Annotated in this window: 16 protein-coding genes and 1 riboswitch; of the genes, 5 read left to right on the top strand and 11 right to left on the bottom strand. The window is 70.1% G+C overall.

All coding sequences use genetic code 11. From position 1 onward, the window contains the following. Nucleotides 1-10: 10 nt before the first annotated feature. From QOM21_RS35035 to QOM21_RS34995, 9 genes are all read right to left on the bottom strand, one after another. The gene (locus tag QOM21_RS35035) at nucleotides 11-1,138 is read right to left on the bottom strand and encodes an MsnO8 family LLM class oxidoreductase (RefSeq protein WP_407555117.1); all 1,128 of its coding nucleotides are present in this window, start codon (nucleotides 1,136-1,138) and stop codon (nucleotides 11-13) included. A gap of 10 nt (nucleotides 1,139-1,148) precedes the next feature. Then, entirely contained in the window at nucleotides 1,149-2,246 is a 1,098-nt protein-coding gene (locus QOM21_RS35030) for an LLM class flavin-dependent oxidoreductase (RefSeq protein WP_407555116.1), read from the bottom strand. After that, nucleotides 2,243-3,619 carry an NtaA/DmoA family FMN-dependent monooxygenase gene (locus QOM21_RS35025; protein WP_407555115.1) on the bottom strand — a complete coding sequence of 459 codons (1,377 nt, stop codon included), beginning with the start codon at nucleotides 3,617-3,619 and terminating at the stop codon, nucleotides 2,243-2,245. Before QOM21_RS35025 ends, QOM21_RS35030 begins: the two co-directional genes overlap by 4 nt. Nucleotides 3,620-3,637: 18 nt before the next feature. Continuing rightward, a complete protein-coding gene (locus QOM21_RS35020) occupies nucleotides 3,638-4,885 on the bottom strand; it encodes an LLM class flavin-dependent oxidoreductase (protein ID WP_407555114.1) in 1,248 nt (415 codons plus the stop codon). 76 nt (nucleotides 4,886-4,961) lie between these two features. Continuing rightward, the gene (locus tag QOM21_RS35015; RefSeq protein ID WP_407555113.1) at nucleotides 4,962-5,078 is read right to left on the bottom strand and encodes a putative leader peptide; all 117 of its coding nucleotides are present in this window, start codon (nucleotides 5,076-5,078) and stop codon (nucleotides 4,962-4,964) included. Between the two features lie 375 nt (nucleotides 5,079-5,453). Further along, nucleotides 5,454-6,479: an ABC transporter substrate-binding protein gene (locus tag QOM21_RS35010; protein ID WP_407555112.1), complete on the bottom strand. Its 1,026-nt coding sequence runs from the start codon at nucleotides 6,477-6,479 to the stop codon at nucleotides 5,454-5,456. A gap of 101 nt (nucleotides 6,480-6,580) precedes the next feature. Then, nucleotides 6,581-7,465: an amino acid ABC transporter ATP-binding protein gene (locus QOM21_RS35005; protein WP_407555111.1), complete on the bottom strand. Its 885-nt coding sequence runs from the start codon at nucleotides 7,463-7,465 to the stop codon at nucleotides 6,581-6,583. Further along, nucleotides 7,462-8,472, bottom strand: coding sequence for an amino acid ABC transporter permease (locus QOM21_RS35000; protein WP_407555110.1), 1,011 nt, complete (start codon nucleotides 8,470-8,472; stop codon nucleotides 7,462-7,464). The genes QOM21_RS35005 and QOM21_RS35000 overlap by 4 nt, the downstream gene beginning before the upstream one ends. A 443-nt stretch (nucleotides 8,473-8,915) precedes the next feature. Further along, a riboswitch (SAM riboswitch) is annotated at nucleotides 8,916-9,025 on the bottom strand. Between the two features lie 505 nt (nucleotides 9,026-9,530). Next, complete coding sequence (locus tag QOM21_RS34995; protein ID WP_407555995.1) at nucleotides 9,531-9,641, bottom strand: hypothetical protein; 111 nt, start codon at nucleotides 9,639-9,641, stop codon at nucleotides 9,531-9,533. Nucleotides 9,642-10,280: 639 nt separating this feature from the next. Between QOM21_RS34995 and QOM21_RS34990 the strand changes: the two genes are divergently transcribed. The 3 genes from QOM21_RS34990 (at nucleotide 10,281) to QOM21_RS34980 (ending at nucleotide 13,870) form a co-directional block, all read left to right on the top strand. Next, nucleotides 10,281-11,603, top strand: coding sequence for an MFS transporter (locus QOM21_RS34990; RefSeq protein WP_407555109.1), 1,323 nt, complete (start codon nucleotides 10,281-10,283; stop codon nucleotides 11,601-11,603). An 87-nt stretch (nucleotides 11,604-11,690) separates the two neighbouring features. Further along, nucleotides 11,691-12,722: an NAD(P)-dependent alcohol dehydrogenase gene (locus tag QOM21_RS34985; RefSeq protein WP_407555108.1), complete on the top strand. Its 1,032-nt coding sequence runs from the start codon at nucleotides 11,691-11,693 to the stop codon at nucleotides 12,720-12,722. A gap of 329 nt (nucleotides 12,723-13,051) precedes the next feature. After that, on the top strand, nucleotides 13,052-13,870 hold the full coding sequence (locus QOM21_RS34980; RefSeq protein WP_407555107.1) for a DeoR/GlpR family DNA-binding transcription regulator: 819 nt from the start codon (nucleotides 13,052-13,054) through the stop codon (nucleotides 13,868-13,870). A 49-nt stretch (nucleotides 13,871-13,919) separates the two neighbouring features. On the opposite strand, the gene QOM21_RS34975 is transcribed toward QOM21_RS34980, so the two are convergent. Then, nucleotides 13,920-14,639: a hypothetical protein gene (locus tag QOM21_RS34975; protein ID WP_407555106.1), complete on the bottom strand. Its 720-nt coding sequence runs from the start codon at nucleotides 14,637-14,639 to the stop codon at nucleotides 13,920-13,922. Between the two features lie 569 nt (nucleotides 14,640-15,208). Between QOM21_RS34975 and QOM21_RS34970 the strand changes: the two genes are divergently transcribed. Together QOM21_RS34970 and QOM21_RS34965 are read left to right on the top strand one after the other, a co-directional pair. Next, nucleotides 15,209-15,838, top strand: coding sequence for a dihydrofolate reductase family protein (locus tag QOM21_RS34970; protein WP_407555105.1), 630 nt, complete (start codon nucleotides 15,209-15,211; stop codon nucleotides 15,836-15,838). A gap of 99 nt (nucleotides 15,839-15,937) precedes the next feature. Further along, nucleotides 15,938-16,426, top strand: coding sequence for an NUDIX hydrolase (locus tag QOM21_RS34965; RefSeq protein ID WP_407555104.1), 489 nt, complete (start codon nucleotides 15,938-15,940; stop codon nucleotides 16,424-16,426). 115 nt (nucleotides 16,427-16,541) lie between these two features. Here the strand turns inward: QOM21_RS34965 and QOM21_RS34960 are convergent, their stop codons facing one another. Continuing rightward, a complete protein-coding gene (locus QOM21_RS34960) occupies nucleotides 16,542-19,919 on the bottom strand; it encodes a pyruvate carboxylase (protein WP_407555103.1) in 3,378 nt (1,125 codons plus the stop codon). Nucleotides 19,920-19,929: the final 10 nt, after the last annotated feature.

The raw sequence follows: 19,929 nt of genomic DNA, 5'->3' as shown, positions 1-19,929 counted from the left end.
GGCCCCCGTCTCAGCGACGCTGCCACTCCTCGGCCAGGAGTTGGTAGGAGCGCACCCGGTCGGCGTGGTCGTGGGTGATGGTGGTGATCAGCAACTCGTCCGCACCGGTGGCCTCCTGGAGCTGTTCGAGCCGGTCGGCGACGTGGTGCGGGGTGCCCACGAACTGGGTGTCCACGCGGTCGGCGACCAGTGCCCGGTCCGCTTCGGTCCAGGAGTGGGCGCGGGCCTGTTCCGGCGTGGGGAACTCGATGGCTCCCTCGGCGGTGCGGATGCTGCGGACCCACAGGCCGAAGCCGGTGGCCAGTTCGCGGGCGGTCGCGTCGTCCTCGGCGACGACGACATCGGCCGAGACGCTGACATACGGCTTGTCGAGCACCTCCGACGGCTGGAACGAGGCGCGGTAGCTCTCCGCAGCCTCCAGCACCGTCGCCGGGCTGACGTGGTAGTTCGCGGCGAAGCGCAGACCGTTGCGGCCGGCGACCTCGGCGCTCTGCCCGCCGCTGCTGCCCAGGATCCACACCTGGACGTCGGCGCCCTCGCCCGGCACCACATGTGCCTCGATGCCGTCCGCGGACCGGTAGGTACCGGCCAGCAGCGCGAGGATGTCGTCGATCTGCTCGCCGTAGTCCTGCGACTCGGCCTGCGGCTGCTGGAGCAGTGTGCGGTGCAGCGCGACCCGGGGCGAGCCCAGCAGGTGCGCGAAGGAGAAGCGGGGCGGGATCCGCAGACCGTTCGGTGCGCGCCCGTCGACGACCGGGGTCGCGGTGGGCAGCGGGGCGGTCGGCTGCCCGGGCGGGCGGCCGCCGGAGCGGCCCAGCCCCAGGTCGAGCCGCCCGGGGTGCAGGGCGTCGATCAGGCCGAACTCCTCGACCGTGGACAGCGCGGTGCGGTGGCCGAGCTGCACCGCCCCGGAGCCGAGCCGGATCGTCGAGGTGGCGGAGGCGGTGAGCGCCAGCACCACGGCGGGAGAGGTGCCGGCCACCCCCGGGTTGAGGTGGTGTTCGGCGAACCAGTAGCGGGTGTAGCCGAACCGCTCGGCCTGCCGGGCGAGGTCGATGGAGCGGTGCAGCGCCTCGGCGGCGGTGGAGCCGGACGAGATCGGGACCAGGTCGAGAATCCCCAGGGGTATGCCGGACATGGGAGGCTCCTCAGCGGTCGGCGGGCGGCGGGGCGGCGGCCCGCGGGGGCTCGGCCGGGACCGGGCTCCACGGGAACGGCGGATCGGGGATCTCCCTGCGCAGCACGGGCGCGACATCGGACTGGAAGAGTTCGAGCGAGTCCCGGTGGCGGGTGTCGCTGAGACCGCTCGCGTCCGCGTGCAGATGCAGGACGGTGTGCCCGAACTGCTCGTGGTAGCGGTGCACTTTCTCGATGATCTGCTGCGGGCTGCCGATCAGCGCGGAGCTGCGCTCGACGAAGTCCTCCAGGGTCGGGAAGACCGGTTCCGCGCCCAGCCGCTTTTGGAGGGCCAGCTGCCCCTCGAAGACCGGCCGGTAGGCGGCGATCGCCTTCTGGGAGGTGGGGGCCGCATAGAAGCCGGCCGTTCCCGCACCGACGGCGATGGCGGCCGGGTCGTGGCCGTAGTGCTCCCAGCGCTGCCGGTAGTAGCGGATCAACTCGGCGTACGGCTCGATGGGGTGGGTGACATTCGCGGAGAAGAGCGGATCGCCGTAGCGGGCGGCGAGATCGACCGACTCCTTGCTCGTCGCACTGCCGTGCCAGACCCTGACGGGCTGCTGGAGCGGCCGCGGCCACACCTCCGCGTCCGCGAGCGGCGGGCGGAACCGCGTCGCCGCCGTCACCTTGTCCTGGCGCCAGAGGTGCCGGAACACCTCGTAGCTCTCGGCATTACGGTCCCACTGGTCCTCGGTCGTGACGTGGAACAGCTCGCGCTGCGCGGTTCCGTTGCCCTTCCCCACGATCAACTCCAGGCGCCCGCCGGAGAGATGGTCCAGCGTCGCGTAGTCCTCGTACGCGCGCACCGGGTCGAGGAGGCTGAGAGTGGTGACCGCCGTGAACAGCCGGATCCGCGAGGTGAGCGCGGCGAGGTGGCTCAGCACGACGGGCGGCGAGGAGGAGATGAACGGCCGCTCGTGCCGCTCCCCCACCCCGAAGCCGTCGAAGCCCAGCTCCTCGGCCAGCAGCGCGTTGTCGACCACCTCGCGGAAGCGCTCCCGGGTCGGCTTCTGCACCCCGGTCACCGGGTGGGGTGCGTGCACGATCAGGGTGATGGCCAGGAACTTCATGAGGCCACCCGGACATCGGGCGTCTCGGCGTCCGGGTGCGCGAGCCCGAGGTGGTCGCGCAGGGTGGTGCCCTCGTAGTCCGTGCGGAAGACGCCGCGCTCCTGGAGCAGCGGGACCACCGTGTCGGCGAAGCCGTCGAGGCCGCCGGGGGTGAGGTGCGGGACGAGGATGAAGCCGTCGGAGGCGTCCGCCTGGACGAAGTCGTTGATCGTCTCGGCGACGGTGGCCGGGGAGCCGACGAAGGACTGGCGGTTGCCGGTCTCGATGACCAGGTCGCGGATCGACCAGTTGTTGGCGGCCGCGCGCTCGCGCCACTCGCGGGCGGTGGCCAGCGGGTCGCGGTACATGCGCACCTGGGCGCGGCCGCGGGCGATGGTGTGCTCGCCGAGGTCGGGATCGATGTCGGGCAGCGGGCCGTCCGGGTCGTACGCGGACAGGTCGCGGTTCCAGACGAACTCCAGGTGCTTGATCGCGGTGGCGCCGCTGACCTGCAGGCGGCGAACCTCACGGGCGGCCTCCTTTGCCTCGGCGTCGGTGTCGCCGAGGACGAAGGTCGCGGCGGGCAGGATCAGCAGCTGGTCGTGGCCCCGTCCGTACTTGGTGAGGCGGCCCTTGACGTCGGTGTAGAACTCCTGGCCCTCCTTGAGGGTGCTGTACCGGCTGAAGATCGCGTCGGCTCCGGCGGCGGCGAACTCCCGTCCCTCGTCGGAATCACCGGCCTGGAAGATCACCGGGCGGCCCTGCGGGCTGCGCGGCACGTTGAACTGTCCCTCGATCTCGAAGTGCTGCCCCTTGTGCACGAAGGCCCCGGCCTGTGCGTCCCGCAGGAAGGTGCCGGACCGCTGGTCGGCGACGATCTCCTGCCCGCTCCAGGAGTCGAGGAGCTCGTGGGTGGTGGCCAGGAACTCCTTGGCCCGCGAGTAGCGCTCCTCCTGCGGCAGGAAGCCGCCGCGCCGGAAGTTCTCGCCGGTGAAGGCGTCCCAGGAGGTGACGACGTTCCAGGCAGCGCGTCCGTCGGAGAGGTGGTCCAGGCTCGCGAACTGGCGGGCCACCTCGTAGGGCTCGTTGAAGGTGGAGTTGATGGTGCCGGTCAGCCCGAGGCGGTCGGTGACGGCGGCGAGTGCGGTGAGAATCGTGAAGGTGTCCGGCCGGCCCACGACGTCCAAGTCGTATATGTGGCCGCCCTGTTCGCGCAGTCGCAGCCCCTCGGCGAGGAACAGGAAGTCGAACTTGGCGCGTTCGGCGGTCCGCGCGAAGTGCGCGAAGGAGCTGAACTCGATGTGGCTGCCGGCCTCGGGGTCGCTCCACACCGTCGTGTTGTTGACGCCGGGGAAGTGGGCGGCCAGGTGGATCTGCTTCAGCGGCTTGCTCATGTCGTACGGTCCTCCGGCTCAGGCGGTGACGGCGTCGGCCGCTGCGGCGGCGTAGCGGTTGGCGGGGCGGGCGAGTCCGAGCAGGCCGCGCAGGGTGTCGGCCTCGTACGCACGCCGGAAGACGCCCCGGCGCTGGAGCTCGGGGACCAGGCCCTGGGTGATCTGCGGGAGGTCATGGCCGACGACGGCGGGACGCAACCGGAATCCGGTCAGCCCGGCTGTCTCCAATTCCTGTAGCAGATCCGCGAGTTGGACGGGCGTCCCGGTGAAGATCGGAGCGTCGCTCGTGTACCGGTGGCCCGCGAGGTCGTCGAGGCGCTCACGTCGGGCCACCGCCGCCGCTGCGTCGTCATCCAGGAAGACCACCAGGTCACCGAAGAGGTGCAGCGGCTCATCCGCCCGGCCGGCCGCGGTCTGCTCCGCGCGGATCTCCGCGACGATGTCGCGGGCCTGGGCGGTGTCGTGCGGAGTGACGTATCCCAGATCTGCCGAGCGGGCCACCAGCCGGTACGGGAGGGACCGGTGGGCGAGGGCGCTGACGATCGGCCGGCCCTGGGGCGGCCGCGGCGTGATGGACGGGCCCCGGACACTGAAGTGCCTGCCCGCGAAGTCGATGTAGTGGAGCTTGTCGCGGTCGATGAAACGGCCGGTGGCGACGTCCCGGATCTCCGCATCGTCCTCCCAGCTGTCCCAGAGCCGGCGCACCACCTCGACGTAGTCGGCGGCCTCGTCGAGGAGGTCGGTCGCCACCTCCCGGCCGGCCGGCGTGTCGATGTCCTCGACACGCAGCGGCGGAATCGCACGGCGCCCGAAGTGCGCGGCCTCGTTCCGGCGGGCCGTCACCTGCACGCGCAGCCCGGCGCGGCCGCCGCTCACATAGTCGAGGGTCGCGATCGCCTTGGAGAGGTGGAACGGCTCCGTGTGCGTGGCCACCACGGTCGGCACGATTCCTATGTGCCGGGTCAGGGGGGCCGTACGGGCGGCGATGAGCACCGCGTCCAGACGACCGCGCACCTGGTCGGTGCGCCCGTCGGGCCCGGTGAACTCCGACGACTGGAGCCCGAGACCGTCCTCGATGGTCACGAAGTCGAGCAGCCCACGCTCGGCTTCCGCGACGAGGTCGGCCCAGTAGCCGGCGGTGAGCAGGTCCCGGGGCCGGGACACCGGCTCGCGCCAGGCGGCCGGGTGCCAGCCGGCGCCGTCGAGGGCGACGGCGAGGTGCAGTGGGGAGGGCGAAGCGGGCAGGGTAGAGCGTGATGAGGTCACGAGAGAGGGTGCCTTCCTGATCGACCGTACGAGAGAGCAGGCCCTCACCCAGTGGGTCGGGCCGCGCGGTAGCAGGTCAGGAGCAACAGAGCGCGCCGGCTACGCGGTGCAGGTCGATATGGGGCCGCGAGTACAGATGCACGGGGCGGCTCGGGACGAGCTTCGGGACACGGAGGCGCGCTTGACGGATCATCCGCGGTCACCTCCGCCCTTCCGGCTCGACGTCTTCGGGGTCAACGGTCCGTGGCCCCGGTCTGTTCCGCCCGCGCGTCACGCGTGCGCACCAGCACGGGTCCCGGCCGGTTCCCGCGATCGGCTGGGGGACCTCCGGTACGTCGTCGGGCCCGACTCGCGCCGTTTCGAGGGCGGGTTCGTCGTACGGGGCGATGTCAGGGGTGGGAAGGACGCTGGTGGGCATGGTGTTCCGGTATCTCCGCAGGCAGCGGCCCGGCCTGATGCGGGCGGGCCGGGGCGCCAGGGGCCTCCGCCGCCCTTGGGCGTGGCGGCGGAGGCCCCTGGGTGCACCGGTGAACTGGGGTGTCCCCCGGCCGAGGCCGGGGCAGATGAGTCAGGAGTTGTCGGTCGGGAGGCCGGGCGGGTTGACCTCGGACTTGGTGACGGCTTCGTTGGAGAGGTTCCATGCGGCCAGCCACTTGGCGTACCGGCCGTTCTTGATCAGGTGGTTGATGGCGTCAGCGACCGGCTCGGCCAGGCCGCTGTCCTTCTTCGCGGTGGCCGCGATCAGGCCCTGCAGGGACGCACCGGCACCGGAGTAAGTGCCCCCGATACGTGTCGGGTTGGGGGTCTTCGCCACTCGGGTGGTGTGGTAGGAGAGCGAGGGGTTCGGGCCGAAGTAGGCGTCGATCTTCCCGCTGCTCAGCGCCAGATAGGTGCTGTTGCTCTCCTGGAAGTGCTTGACCGTGAGCTTCTTGCCCTGCTTCGCCAGCTTGGCCTGCCACTCCAGCAGGACCTTCTCCTGGTTGGTGCCGGCCCCGACCGCTACGGTCTTGCCCGCGAGAACCTTGTAGTTCCCGTCGAAGGTCCACTTGCTCGCCTTGGGCACCTCGAAGGCGAGGTTGTCCTTCCGGTAGGAGGCGAACTCGTACTTCTTCTTGCGCTCCTCGGTGTCGGTGACGTTGGAGACGGCGAGGTCGACCTTGCCGCTGTCGACACCTACGAAGAGGTTCTCCCAGGTGAAGTTCTTCAGCTCCGGCTCAAGGCCGAGCACCGCGGCGACCAGCCGGCCGAAGTCGGGTTCGGAGCCGGTGAGGGTCTTCTGGTCGTCACCCACGTAGGTCAGCGGCGCGGAGCCCGAGGGCAGGGCGCCGACACCGATCACCAGTTTGCCGCTCTTGGCGACGGAGGCGGGCAGCTTGGCGCTGATGGACTTCACCTCGGACACCTTGAGTTCGGTCTCCTTGGCGGCGCCGTTGGAGACCGCGCCGACGGTGACGGTTCCGTCCGCTGCGCTGTCGGGGTGGGTGGACGCGTCGCTGTCGCCCCCGCATCCGGCGAGCCCGGCGGCGAGGGAGGCGGCGGCGGTTCCCGCGGTGAGACCTCGGAGGAGGCGGCTTCGAAGGCTGAGGGGCGACATGGCAGTCCTTATTCGGTGTGCGGTGGGGCGTGATGAAGGTGTGGGGGACGCGGACCCGGCGGGCCGCTGGTTCGGGGGCGGCAGGTGGCCGACGGCCGGGATCAGAGCACCTTGCTCAGGAAATCCCTGGTCCGCTCGTGCTCGGGGTGGTCGAGCACCTCGGACGGCGGCCCCTGCTCGACGATCCGGCCGCCGTCCATGAAGACCACGCGATCGGCCACCTCGCGGGCGAAGCCGATCTCGTGGGTGACGACGACGAGGGTGGTACCGCTGGTGGCCAGATCCTTGATGACGGCCAGCACCTCACCGACGAGTTCGGGGTCGAGTGCCGAGGTGGGTTCGTCGAAGAGGATGACTCCGGGACGCAGGGCCAGTGCGCGGGCGATGGCCACGCGCTGCTGCTGGCCGCCGGACAGCTGCCGTGGATAGGCACCGGCCCTGTCCGCGAGCCCCACCCGACCGAGCAGTTCGCGCGCCAGATCCCTGGCCTCCGGCCTGCTCAGCCTGCCGGACGCGGCCGGGGCCGCGGCCACGTTGTCCAGCACCGTGAGATGCGGAAAGAGATTGAAGTTCTGGAAGACGAAGCCGATGCGGCTGCGCTGCGTCAGGATGGCCCGTTCGCTCAGCTCCTTCAGCCGCTCACCGTGGCGGCGTACACCGATCAGCTCCCCGTTGACGCTGACATGGCCGACCTCGGGCTTCTCCAGGTGGTTGATCACCCGCAGCAGCGTGGACTTGCCGGATCCGGACGGCCCCAGGATCACGGTCACTTCGCCCGGCCGTACGGTCAACTCGACACCGTCGAGGACCTGATGGGCCCCGTACCACTTGTGCACGTCATGCACTTCGACGGTGGCGGGGCCCGTCCCGAGGACCTCGGCTGATCTGGCGGGCCCCACGGTTTTCACGGCCTTCGTGCTCTCGGTCGTCTTGGCGGTCTCGGTGGACGCGCCGGTGCCGGAGGTGTTGGTGGTCTCGGTGCTCATACGGCGGCCTCCCTGCGTAGACGGGCCCTCAGATCGCGCAGACCGGCCCGCAGCTTCTGCAACGGGGTCGGCGGCAGGCTGCGCGTGGCGCCCCGGGCGTAGTACCGCTCGACGTAGAACTGGACGACGGACACCAGGCTCGTGAGGATCAGGTACCAGACGGTGGCCACGAGCAGCAGCGGAACGATGTCCCCGGGGTAGGTGGCACCCATGCTCTGCGCGGAGCCGAACAGGTCGAGCAGCGACACGTAGAACACCAGCGAGGTGCTCTTGATCAGGCCGATCAGCTGGTTGACGTAGTTCGGGGTGATGGAGCGCAGGGCCTGCGGAAAGACGATCTTCGTGAACTGGTAGCCCCTCGGCAGACCGAGCGCGGCCGACGCCTCGTGCTGGCCCTGGTCGACGGAGAGGAGGCCGCCGCGGACGACCTCCGCCGCGTACGCCGCCTCGTTGAGGCTGAGTCCGATGACGGCGACGACCATGTCGGTGGCGAGCCGTGACTCGTCGAAGGTGACGAAGGCGGGGCCGAACGGCACACCGAGGCTGAGGGTCTTGTAGAGGGCGCTGAAGTTGTAGAGGAACAGCAGCACGACGATCAGCGGCACCGAGCGGAGCAGCCAGACGTAGGTCCAGCTGATCGCGCGCAGCACCGGGCTCGCGGAGAGCCGGGCCAACGCGAGCAGAATACCGCCTAGCAGCCCCAACACCGCGCTGTATGCGGCGACTTGGAGGGTGATCCACAGCCCGTCGATGATCGTGGGACGCACGAACCAGTACAGGAACCGGTCCCACTGGTAGAAGGGGTTGGTCACCAGCCCGTGCACGATCTGGGCGACCAGCACCAGCACGATCACCGTGGCGATCCACCGCCCGGGGCGCCGCAGCGGAAGCACCCGCTGCGGCGCCGGCGGCCGAGGCGGTAGGGGTGGCGAGGGCTCGGGACGGGGAGCCGCCTCGATGGGGGGTGCTGAGCCGGAGGACACAGCAGAGCCGACACGTTCACTCATGGAGGACTCCAGCAGGTATGAACACCCCGGCCGCCAGGGTGGCTACGGCGCGATGCAGAGACATGGCTCTGCGCACGCCGTAGCGCCGGGGAAGGAGCGGCACGGGGGCAGGGAAGTGAGGGGCGAAACCAACGCCACGGCCCTCAGGGCGTCAGAACGTCAGAAACGTCCGTCGCAGCAGATGAACCGGATGCCTCCGACGCATCCGATGCGTCCGATGCGTCCGTTCCGTGCGATGCGGGTCGGAACGACGACGTTTCAGCTGCCGTCCACGGACGAGCCGTGGCGGACGGTACGACAGGAAGCCCTACACAGGGCACTGTTGACGCGGAGCAGATCGACCGGACGGTTCACGGACGTCACGACGCGACCGTAGCGCCGCCATGCGGCCGTCTCCGGAGCTGCGTACATCGCCGTCACCATCACCAAGTCCGCCCCGCGGGGCCTCGCGCTTACCGAAAAATCGTCCGGTCCGGTCGTCACCTGGGGCACCCCACCGCGATGCGAGGGTTGCCGGCCAGCCAGCCAGGGCTTGTCGCTGACACTCATGACCGAGATGCGCCGTAAGTTAGACAGGCCGCGGAAGGGATGTCAACGCCGCTGACCGGAGTCTGAGACGGCGGGGCCGACACGGCACCGCGGTCTGCGAACGCGATGTTTCGGTCGTGCGAACAGACCGGCCCGGACGGTGACACACCACGGCCGACGGTGTGAGCATGTGCGGAGATCTGCTGTGAAACCTCAGGCGGGCCCAGCCGGACGAAACCGTCCCAGCCGCGTTCGCCCTGTCGTCCCGCCCGGCAAAAGGAGCATGTGTAGGACCGCCGAGTCCCTCACCACGTAAGCCTGTTGAAGCCGCTCGCCCAGCCTCGGCGTACCCCTCGGCCACGCCGCTGAGGCCCCGCGTCGTCAACTCCGGCTCATCACCGACGTGGAAGCCGAGGAGCAGTGGCCCACCCGGCCGCGACACGCGCCGGAAGTGCGCGAGGACCGAGGCGATCTCCTCGTCGGAGATGTGGATGAGCGAGTACCAGGCGATCAGGCCGGCCTGCGAGCCGTCAGCGAGGTCGAGGTCCGTCGTGGAGCCGTCCGCGAGCCGGAGCCCGACGCGGTCCCGTCCTGGCCACCTCGATCATCCCGGGTGAGAGGTCGATCCCGAACACGTCCACACCCAGGTGAAGCAGGTGGGCCGTGATCCTGCCCGGCCCACATCCCACGTCTGCGACCGGCCCGCCTCCGCGGCTGCGCACCAGGTCGGCGAAGTGCGCCAGGGCCGTCCGCTGAGCGGGCGTCGCCTCCAGAAGATTGCGCACCTGAACGGCACAGCTCGCTGCGACGGTGCGTAGGACGTCCGTGTGTCTTCCAACCAGCGGTCAGGGCTCCGTTCGATTCCCACGGCCGCAGGCTACCGACCAGCCCACCTGAGATGGCCGCCCAAACGGCCCCCTGGACGCTGAGCCGGCCGCTGCGGCGCCGGAGCCACCTCCCCCACTTCAGGCCACGTTTTCAGTGATTCTCGCAAGCAAGATTTCACACATTTAATGAGATGTAAACGCTTGCGGCACCGTAACTTCATGGCTACTGTCCACGGCAATCCACCAGGAAATGAGGAGCGAGCCCTTGCGCGCAGTCGTCGCCAACGGCCCTGGTCGGCCCCCTGCCGTCGAGCGACTCACGGGGCTCGCGGCGCTCGGCCTCGGCCCAGGTATCCGCGACATCCCCACGCAGGACGACTTCACCGAGACCGGAGCCCCCTTCACGGGCACCGGCCGAAGGACGCACACCACGCCGGCAGGAGTGACACAGCCATGAGCACACGCACAGAAACCTCGTACCGGCGCCATCCGATCGACCGGATCGGCATCCCCAAACCGCTCGTCTGGGGCTACGTCGGCCTGCTGTTCTTCATGATCGGTGATGGCGTCGAGACGAGCTATCTGTCGAAGTTCTTCGGGACCGACCTCGGGTTCTCGGAGACCGGCGCGGGCGCGATCATCACCGTCTACGGCGTCACGGCGGCCATCGCCTCGTTCCTGGGCGCCGGCCTGCTGTCCGATCGATGGGGCCCGCGGCGGGTGATGGCGATCGGCGCCGGGATCTGGGTGGTCTTCCACGTCCTGATGCTGACGGTGGCCATCCCGGCCGAGAGCTACGACCTCGTCATGATCACCTATGGTGTGCGCGGCTTCGGCTACCCGATGTTCGCCTACGGCTTTCTGTCCTGGATCATGGCGGTGGCCCCCAAGGACCACCAGAGCAAGGCCGTCGGCTGGTTCTGGTTCGCCTACAGCTCCGGCTATCCCATCATCGGCTCCTTCCTGTTCGCCGCGGCCATGCCGATGATCGGCTTCTACCCGACGCTGTGGCTCTCGTTGGCGATGGTCGCCGCAGGTTCCCTGATCGTCCTGCTCCTGCTGCGCGAGCGCACCGGCCTCACGGGGCTGGCGCCGGGCCGCGATGCCCGTACGGAGCTGCTGGGCACCTTCAAGATCCTCTTCGAGAAGCCGAAGCTCGGGGTCAGCTTGATCATCCGGCTGATCAACACCACGCCCTCCTTCGGCATGTGGGTCTTCATGCCGTTCTTCGTCAGGGATCTGGGGTTCAGCGACGGGGAGTGGAACACCCTGCTCGTGATCATGATGGTCACGAACCTGGGTGCCCTCCTGGTCTTCGGTGTGCTCGGTGACAACTGGAGCGGCCGCAAGACCTGCGCTCTGTTCGGCGGTGTGCTCGGGGCCCTCGGGTGCCTGCTGTGCTACTACCTTCCCGCGGCGGCCGGCTACGACTTCCCCGTGGCCGCCCTCGCGGTCGCCGTCTACGGAGCCGGCCTTGCGGGCTACGTTCCCCTGCCCGCGATGATGATCACTCAGGCACCGGACCGCAGAGGCCAGGTGATGGGCGTCTACACGCTGGGCGCCGGTCTGAGCGTCGCTGTCGGCCCGCTCATCGGGACCGTCTCCTACAGCACGTTCGGATTCCAGGGCCTCATGTGGATCTACGCGGGACTGCTCCTCGTCAACGCGGTGCTCTGCCTGTACGTCACCTCGCCCGGCGACGGCATGCGCCCCGAAGCCCACACCGTCACCGAGGGAAGCCGGTCAGAGGAACCGGTCCCGGGGACCCTCGCCTGACAGTCCTCCTCGCCCCTCCCCCGCACGCACCCGGCTGCCGATGGTGGACACACCTCCAGCCCGCTCCTGAAAGGTCGCACCCCCGCAATGTTCCAGACACCCGCCACCATGCGCGCCGCCGTACTCCAGGGCCCCGAACAGCTCGTCATCGAGGAACGCCCGGCCCCCTCCCCCGGGCCGCGCCAGGTCCTCGTCCGGGTCGACGCGGTCGGCACCTGCGGATCCGATGTGCACTACTACCGCCACGGCCGGATCGGTGACTTCGTCATGACCGCGCCGATGATCCTCGGTCACGAGCCCGCCGGAACCGTGGTGGCCCGCGGCCCCGGCGCGGAGCGGCACGAGGTGGGCCGGCGGGTCTCCATCGAGCCCGGCACGCCCTGCGGCTCCTGCGCCGAATGCCGCCTCGGCCGGTACAACCTCTGCCCCGAGATGGTCTTCTACGCCACCCCTCCGGTGGACGGTGTCTTCTGCGAGTACGTGGCGGTGCACGAGGAGTTCGCACACGCGGTACCGGACTCGCTGAGCGACGAGGCGGCCGCCCTTCTCGAACCGCTCTCGGTGGGCGTGTCGTCCTGTCGCAAGGCCCGGGTCGCCCCGGGTGACCGGATCCTGGTCACCGGCGCCGGGCCGGTCGGCCTCATCGCCGCCCAGACCGCGCTGGCCTTCGGGGCGTCCGAGGTGGTCGTCACCGACATCGTCCCGCACCGCCTGCAACTCGCCCGGGAATTCGGGGCCACTGCCGTGAACGTCGCGCAGACCCCGGTGTCCGAGCTCGATTTCACCCCCGATGTCCTTCTGGAGTGCAGCGGCATCCCCGGCGCCATCAACGAGGCGATCCGCGCCCTGGGCCGGGCCGGTCGCGCTGTCCTGATCGGTATGGGCGGCGACGAGGTGCCCTTGCCGTTGGCCAAGGTCCAGAGCCACGAGCTGGAGATCACCGGCACCTTCCGTTACGCCAACACCTGGCCCGCCGCAATCGCCCTGGCAGCCTCCGGCCGCGTCCGGCTCGACCCGCTGGCCACCCACGGCTACGGCCTGGAAGACGCCGAGCAGGCGCTGACGGTCGGCACCCGGGACGCCACCGCGGTCAAGAGCGTGGTCTACCCGCAGAAGTAGCGGGCAGGAGTCCGTGGCCCACCCCCCACTCAGCGCTCCCGGGCTCCCGGCTCCTGCGGCGACTTCATTTCGTCACCGCCGAGCCATGTGCAAAACTCGGAGATCAAGGTCACAGGTGCCTGCCGACACCTCAACGCCGAGTCGTCCGCACCGCGCCGACGGCTCGGTGCGGCGGACAACCGGCCGCCGAGCGAGTACGGCTGGAGCGGTGAACGAGCAGCGCGAGCGGCGTTCACCGCGGCGGCCCGTGACCGTACGGCGGTCGGCCCCTGGGTCCGTCCGCGGCGGAGCCGGCCGTCCGGGGCGGCGCAGGAGAGGAGGGCGGCCACGTGTCCGCAAAGGCGCGACTGTCGCAGGCCGCTCTCGAAGAGCGGCGGCAGGCCGTCCTGCAGTACGTCGTCGACCACGGCGAGACCCGTATCGACGATCTCGCCACCCGCTTCGACGTCAGTCTGATGACCATTCACCGCGACCTCGACGACCTCGCGGGACGGCACCTCCTGCGCAAGGAACGGGGGCGCGCGCTGGCCTTCCCCGCCCTGACCATGGAGGTTGCCACCCGCTTCCGTGAGTCCACCGCCCTCGCGGCCAAGACCGCTCTCAGCGCCGCCGTGGCCGAGCGCATCCGCCCCGCCAGCACCGTCCTCATCGACGACTCCACGACTCTCTACCCTCTGGCCGACGCCCTGGCCCACCTCGGCCGGATCGACGGACTCACCGTCATCACCAACTCCATCGGCATCGCCCAACGCCTGGGCAGCGTCACGCCCGGTGTCGCCATCACCCTTCTCGGCGGCACGTACGAGAGCGAATTCAATTCCTGTACCGGCGCCGAGGTCACCCGCGCGCTCTCCCGCATCCGCGCCGACGTCGCCCTCATGTCCGCGGTCGCCGTGCAGAACGGTCAGCTCTTCCACCCCTTGCGCGCGTACGCCGACGTCAAGGAAGCCATGCTCGCCTCCGCCGACGAGGCTCTGCTGCTGGTCGACCACTCCAAGTTCGGCAAGACGGCCACGTACGCCTACGGCACCGCTGCCGCGTACGACACCGTCCTCACCGATACGGGCACGCCCGACGACCAACTCGCCGCCCTCCGGGACCTGGGCGCTTCCCTGCAGGTCGTCAGTCCCGGGACCGCTTCCACCTGAGACGCGCGCCTGCTTCACGACCCGTCCGTACGCGCGACCGGCGGGCTTCTCAGCCGCTGGAACGAGACCCGCTTCCGGTGTTCGCTGACGGAGACGGTGACGGCCCTTCAGGACTCCCGGGCGCCGAGGAAGAGTCGCCCCGGCCCATCACCCGGTAGCCCGGCTCGCCGTCACCCTCGCGGTTCTCGTCACCTTCGAGCGTCACACTGCCGTACTTGCCGTCGGCCACCCACTCGACCTTCACGGTGAACCGGACGTCCCTGCCGCCCGGGCGGAGCCGCAGGTTCAGCTGCTCGGGGTCCTCCGCGGTGACGGTGAAGGGAAGGTCCGTGGCCTGGTGGCTGCCCGACTTGCCGGCAGGTGTGACCGGTGAAGGGACCCGGGTGAGATCGACGTCGAAAGCGCGGCCCTTGAGAGTTGCCGGGCAGCCCGTCGGCTCGGCGACCGTCCCGTCCGTCGGCGAGGGCTCGCTGGACACCACGTTGACCTCGACACCGATGACCATGATGGCCTCGTCCGTCTTGGCCTGCAGGGTGATGGGCAGGCTCGCGGGATTGCCCGGCGCGGCGACCGGCACGCCACGCTTGCACTTCGTCGCGGGGTCCGCGGACTCCATCGGATCGAGGTAGAGGTGCTCTCCCCCGACGGCGTGCGAGGCGAACGCCGTGAGGCCGGGTGGGCCGCTGATCGAACGCCAGGCCCAGTCCCACAATCCCTGCACGGCCCAGAAGCCGACGGCACCGATGAGCGGCAGCACGACCAGCGTCACCCAGTGCGTGCGGTCCCGCAGCGGGGACGGGGATGGGCGCGGTAACTCCGGCTCCGCCGCAGCCTGCGCAGATGGCGGGGCGTCACCCCCGTCGCTTCCCTGGGGTGATCCTTCTTCCTCGTGCGAGGAGCGATCCCCCACGTGCGACCTGCGCTCCTCCGGCGAAGTGGTCTCCTCGACATCGCTCCCGCGCGACGTGCGCTCGTCTGCCGTCACAGCTACCCCCGATTCCACAACGACCCTGGTCGACGCCCCGCAGTGGTGACTGACGGCACACCACCAACCGTTCGCCGAAGGCCGGTCGTCCCGGGACGCGGACGGGCCCCGGATCACGGATCTCAGTCCATCACGCCGCCGCCGCTGCTGTCATGGCCGCGCCATTCGGGGTCACCGAAGCTCTGCCCCGGCCGCTTCCGCTGCCGGCCGACCTGCTCCCGGTTGCGTGGAGCACCGCAAACGATCACGTGATGCGCCCAGGACGGCTGATCACGCGGCGCGGCGATGAGTTCTCGCCGGTCCTGGAGTCAATCCTGGTACCGGCGAATTTCCCACACCCGGAAGGCAGCACCATGAGCAAGTTGATCGTGACCGCATTCATCACCATGGACGGCGTCATGCAGGCCCCCGGCGGCCCGAACGAGGATGTCGACGCAGGCTTCGCGCACGGCGGCTGGCAGGTCCCGTACGTCGACGACGACTTCATGGACCTCATGACGCGGGTATTCGAGCAGTCCGCCGACCATCTCCTGCTCGGCCGGAAGACCTATGACATCTTCGCCGCCCACTGGCCCCGCGTGACCAACGAGGACGACTCGATCGCCGTGAAGCTCAACTCCATGCCCAAGTACGTCGCCTCGCGCACCCTCGACAGCCTGGAGTGGAACAACTCCCATCTGCTGAAGGGCGACGCCGCGGACTCCGTCGCGCAGCTCAAGAAGCAGGTCGACGGCGTGATCATGACTCAGGGCAGCAGTGACCTCATCGCCACCCTCCAGCAACACGACCTCGTCGACGAGTACCGGCTGCTCGTCAACCCCGTGGTCCTCGGCACCGGCAAGCCCCTCTTCAGCCAGGGCGCTGCCGCCACCGCCTGGAGGCTCACGGAATCCCGCGCCACGAGTGTGGGCGTGCAGTACTGCGCCTACGAGCGCGTGGGGAAGCCGGAGTACGGAACCTTCATGCTCGACGAGGAGGGGTGATCACGCTCGACGCGTCGACCCCGAGGCCGCGGCGCGTCCGGCGGCCTGACGGAATCGGCTCCGTAGCGGCGCTGAGGACGGGGCGGGCATCATTGCGAGGTGTCGACCTCACAAGGCCCGCCGCTTGCCGTTGACGATCGCGGAAATGCCCTGACCTCCTTCTCCTCCGGGACGGAAGAGGCACCGCCCCTCGACGCGCCGCTGCCGTTCTCGCTGGTGGCGCTGTGGCACGGCGATCGCGTCCTGATGGTCTTCGACCGGTTCCGGCAGTCCTGGGAACTGCCAGGAGGACGCATCGATCCCGGAGAATCCCCACGCAGAGCAGCCGCGCGCGAGCTGCTGGAGGAGACCGGTCACGCACCCGCCGGACGGCTCAGGTTCGCCGGCTACGCCGGCTTTACGCTCGCGCCCGACCGGCGCGCCGAATACGGCGCCCTGTTCACCGGTCACAGCGCCGGACTCCGCGAGTTCGAGCCCAACGACGAGATCGCGGCCATCCGCTGGTGGGATTTCCAAGAGACTCTGCCGGGACGAGTGCAGCCTCTGGACGTCCACCTCGCCCGGCTCACCTGTTTCACCAGCTCGTGAGGCGCGGGTCAACTCTGCCCCGGCCGTCGTCGGCCGGAGGCCGGGGCCGAACGCCGTGGCGTTCTCGGTACGTACGCGATCGGCCCACGCGCGCCGGCCACCGGCCTCACCCGCCCTACTGGGCGATGACGATCAGCAGATCGCCGCCTTCCACCTGCTGCACGGAGTCGACCGCCAGCCGCCCCACCGTGCCGGCGACCGGTGCGGTGATCGCCGCCTCCATCTTCATCGCCTCGATCGTCGCCACCGTCGCGCCCGCTTCGACCTGGTCGCCCGCCTGCGCCGCCAGCGTGACGACGCCCGCGAACGGCGCCGCGACGTGCCGCGGGTCGGACTTGTCGGCCTTCTCCGCGGGCGGCAGGTCGGAGGCGACCGAACGGTCGCGTACCTGGACCGGCCGGAGCTGACCGTTGAGTGTCGTCATCACCGTGCGCATACCGCGCTCGTCCGCCTCGCCGATCGCCTCCAGTTCGATGAGCAGCTTCACACCCGGTTCGAGGTCCACGACGTGTTCCTCGCCCGCACGCAACCCGTAGAAGAAGTCCGTGCTGGGCAGAACGCCGGTGTCACCGAAGGCGTCGCGCTGCTTCACGAACTCCTTGGTCGGTTCGGGGAAGAGCAGCCGGTTGAGGGTGGCCCTGCGGTCCTTCTCCAGGTCCTCGCGGTCCTCCTCGGACAGCTCGGCGACCGGCGCGGCCTCGACGCGGCCCCTCAGTGCCTTGGAGCGGAACGGCTCGGGCCAGCCGCCGGGCGGGTCGCCGAGTTCGCCCCGGAGGAACCCGATGACGGAGGCCGGGATGTCGTACTCCCCGGGGTCCGCGGCGAACTGCTCCGGCGTGACGCCCGCGCCGACGAGGTGCAGTGCGAGGTCGCCGACCACCTTGGACGACGGTGTCACCTTCACCAGACGGCCGAGGATGCGGTCGGCGGCCGCATACATCGACTCGATCTCCTCGAAGCGGTCGCCCAGGCCCAACTCCCGTGCCTGGACACGGAGGTTGGAGAGCTGCCCGCCCGGGATCTCGTGGTTGTACACGCGCCCGGTGGGGGCGGCCAGGCCCGCCTCGAACGGTGCGTAGATCCGGCGAACGGTCTCCCAGTACGGCTCCAGTGCGCAGGCCGCGGGCAGACTCAGTTCCGTCGGCCGCTCGGAGTGGTCGGTCGCGGCGATGATGGCGGACAGGGAGGGCTGTGAGGTGGTGCCCGCCATGGAGGCCACGGCCCCGTCCACCGCGTCGACACCGGCGTCGATGGCGGCCAGGTAGGTGGCGAGCTGGCCGCCCGCCGTGTCGTGGGTGTGCAGGTGCACCGGCAGGCCGAACTCCCGGCGCAGCGCGGTCACGAGGCGTGCGGCTGCCGGGGCGCGCAGCAGCCCGGCCATGTCCTTGATCGCCAGGACGTGCGCTCCGGCGTCCACGATCTGCTCGGCGAGCCGAAGGTAGTAGTCCAGGGTGTAGAGCTTCTCCGCCGGGTCGGAGAGGTCCGAGGTGTAGCACAGCGCCACCTCGGCGACGGCGGTTCCGGTGGCGCGTACGGCGTCGATGGCGGGCCGCATCTGTCCGACGTCGTTGAGCGCGTCGAAAATCCGGAAGATGTCGATGCCGGTCGCCGCGGCCTCCTCCACGAAGGCATCGGTCACCTCGGTCGGGTACGGGGTGTAGCCGACGGTGTTGCGGCCGCGCAACAGCATCTGCAGGCAGATGTTGGGCACCGCCTCGCGCAGCTGCGCCAGCCGCTCCCACGGGTCCTCGGCCAGGAAGCGCAGGGCCACGTCATAGGTGGCGCCGCCCCAGCACTCCAGCGACAGCAACTGCGGCAGGGTGTGGGACACCGCGGGGGCGACGGCCAGCAGGTCCTTGGTGCGCACCCGGGTGGCCAGCAGCGACTGGTGGGCGTCGCGGAAGGTGGTGTCGGTGACGGCGACGGCGGACGCCTCCCGCAGGCGGCGGGCGAAGCCTTCCGGGCCGAGTTCGGTGAGCAGCTGCTTCGACCCGGCGGACGGCTCGCCGTCGGGTACGTCCGGCAGCTTGGCCGTGGCATCGATCAGGCGAGGCCGCTCGCCGTGCGGTTTGTTGACGGTGACGTCGGCGAGGTAGGTGAGCAGGCGGGTGCCGCGGTCCGCGGAGTGGCGTGCGGTCAGCAGATGCGGACGTTCCTCGATGAACGAGGTGGTGACACTGCCGGCACGGAAGTCGGGGTCGTCGAGCACCGCTTGCAGGAACGGGATGTTGGTGGCGACGCCCCGGATGCGGAACTCGGCCATCGCACGGCCGGCGCGTCGCACCGCCGTGTCGAAGTCGCGTCCCCGGCAGGTCAGCTTCACCAGCATGGAGTCGAAGTGGGCGCTGATCTCGGAGCCGACGAACGCGGTGCCGCCGTCGAGCCGGATGCCGGAGCCGCCCGGGGAGCGGTACGCGCTGATGGTTCCGGTGTCGGGGCGGAAGCCGTTGGCCGGGTTCTCGCTGGTGATCCGGCACTGCAGCGCCGCTCCCCGTACGTAGATCCTGTCCTGCGTGAGGCCGAGGTCGGCCAGCGACTCCCCGGCGGCGATGCGCATCTGCGACTGCACCAGGTCTACGTCGGTGACCTCCTCGGTGACCGTGTGCTCGACCTGGATGCGCGGGTTCATCTCGATGAAGACGTGGTTGCCGTCGCGGTCCAGCAGGAACTCGACGGTCCCGGCGTTGCGGTAGCCGATGGTTCGGGCGAAGGCGACCGCGTCGGCGCAGATGCGGCTTCGCAGCTCGGGATCGAGGTGGGGGGCCGGCGCCAGTTCGACGACCTTCTGGTGCCGGCGCTGCACCGAGCAGTCGCGCTCGTAGAGGTGGAGGACGCCGCCCTGGCCGTCGGCCAGGATCTGCACCTCGATGTGGCGCGGGTCCACGACCGCCTTCTCCAGGAACACCGTCGCGTCGCCGAACGCGGACTCGGCCTCGCGCGACGCCGCCTCGATCGCCTCCCGGAGCTTGGCGGGGTCCTCCACCCGCCGCATCCCGCGCCCGCCACCGCCGGCCACCGCCTTGACGAACACCGGGAAGCCGACCTCCGTCGCGGCGTCGATCAGCTCGTCCACGTCGGTGGAGGGCCGCGAGGAGCCCAGTACCGGCACCCCTGCCTCGCGGGCGGCGGCGACGGCGCGGGCCTTGTTACCGGTCAGCTCCAGGATGTCTGCGCTGGGACCGATGAAGGTGATCCCGGCCTCCTCGCACGCCCGGGCCAGGTCCGGATTCTCGGACAGGAAGCCGTACCCGGGATACACCGCATCCGCCCCGGCCCGGTGTGCGGCGGCCAGGATCTCCTCGACCGACAGATAGGCCCGCACCGGGTGGCCCGTCGTGCCGATCTCGTACGCCTCGTCGGCCTTCAGGCGGTGCAGCGAGCCGCGATCCTCGTAGGGGAACACCGCCACCGTGCCCGCGCCCAGCTCATAGGCGGCGCGGAACGCGCGAACGGCGATCTCACCACGGTTCGCGACGAGTACCTTGCGGAACATCCATGGTCCC

It is taken from the genome of Streptomyces sp. Pv4-95 (assembly GCF_045782725.1).
GTDB lineage: Bacteria > Actinomycetota > Actinomycetes > Streptomycetales > Streptomycetaceae > Streptomyces.
Note: the sequence above shows the minus strand (reverse complement) of the source record. Positions and strands in the feature narration are given on the sequence as shown.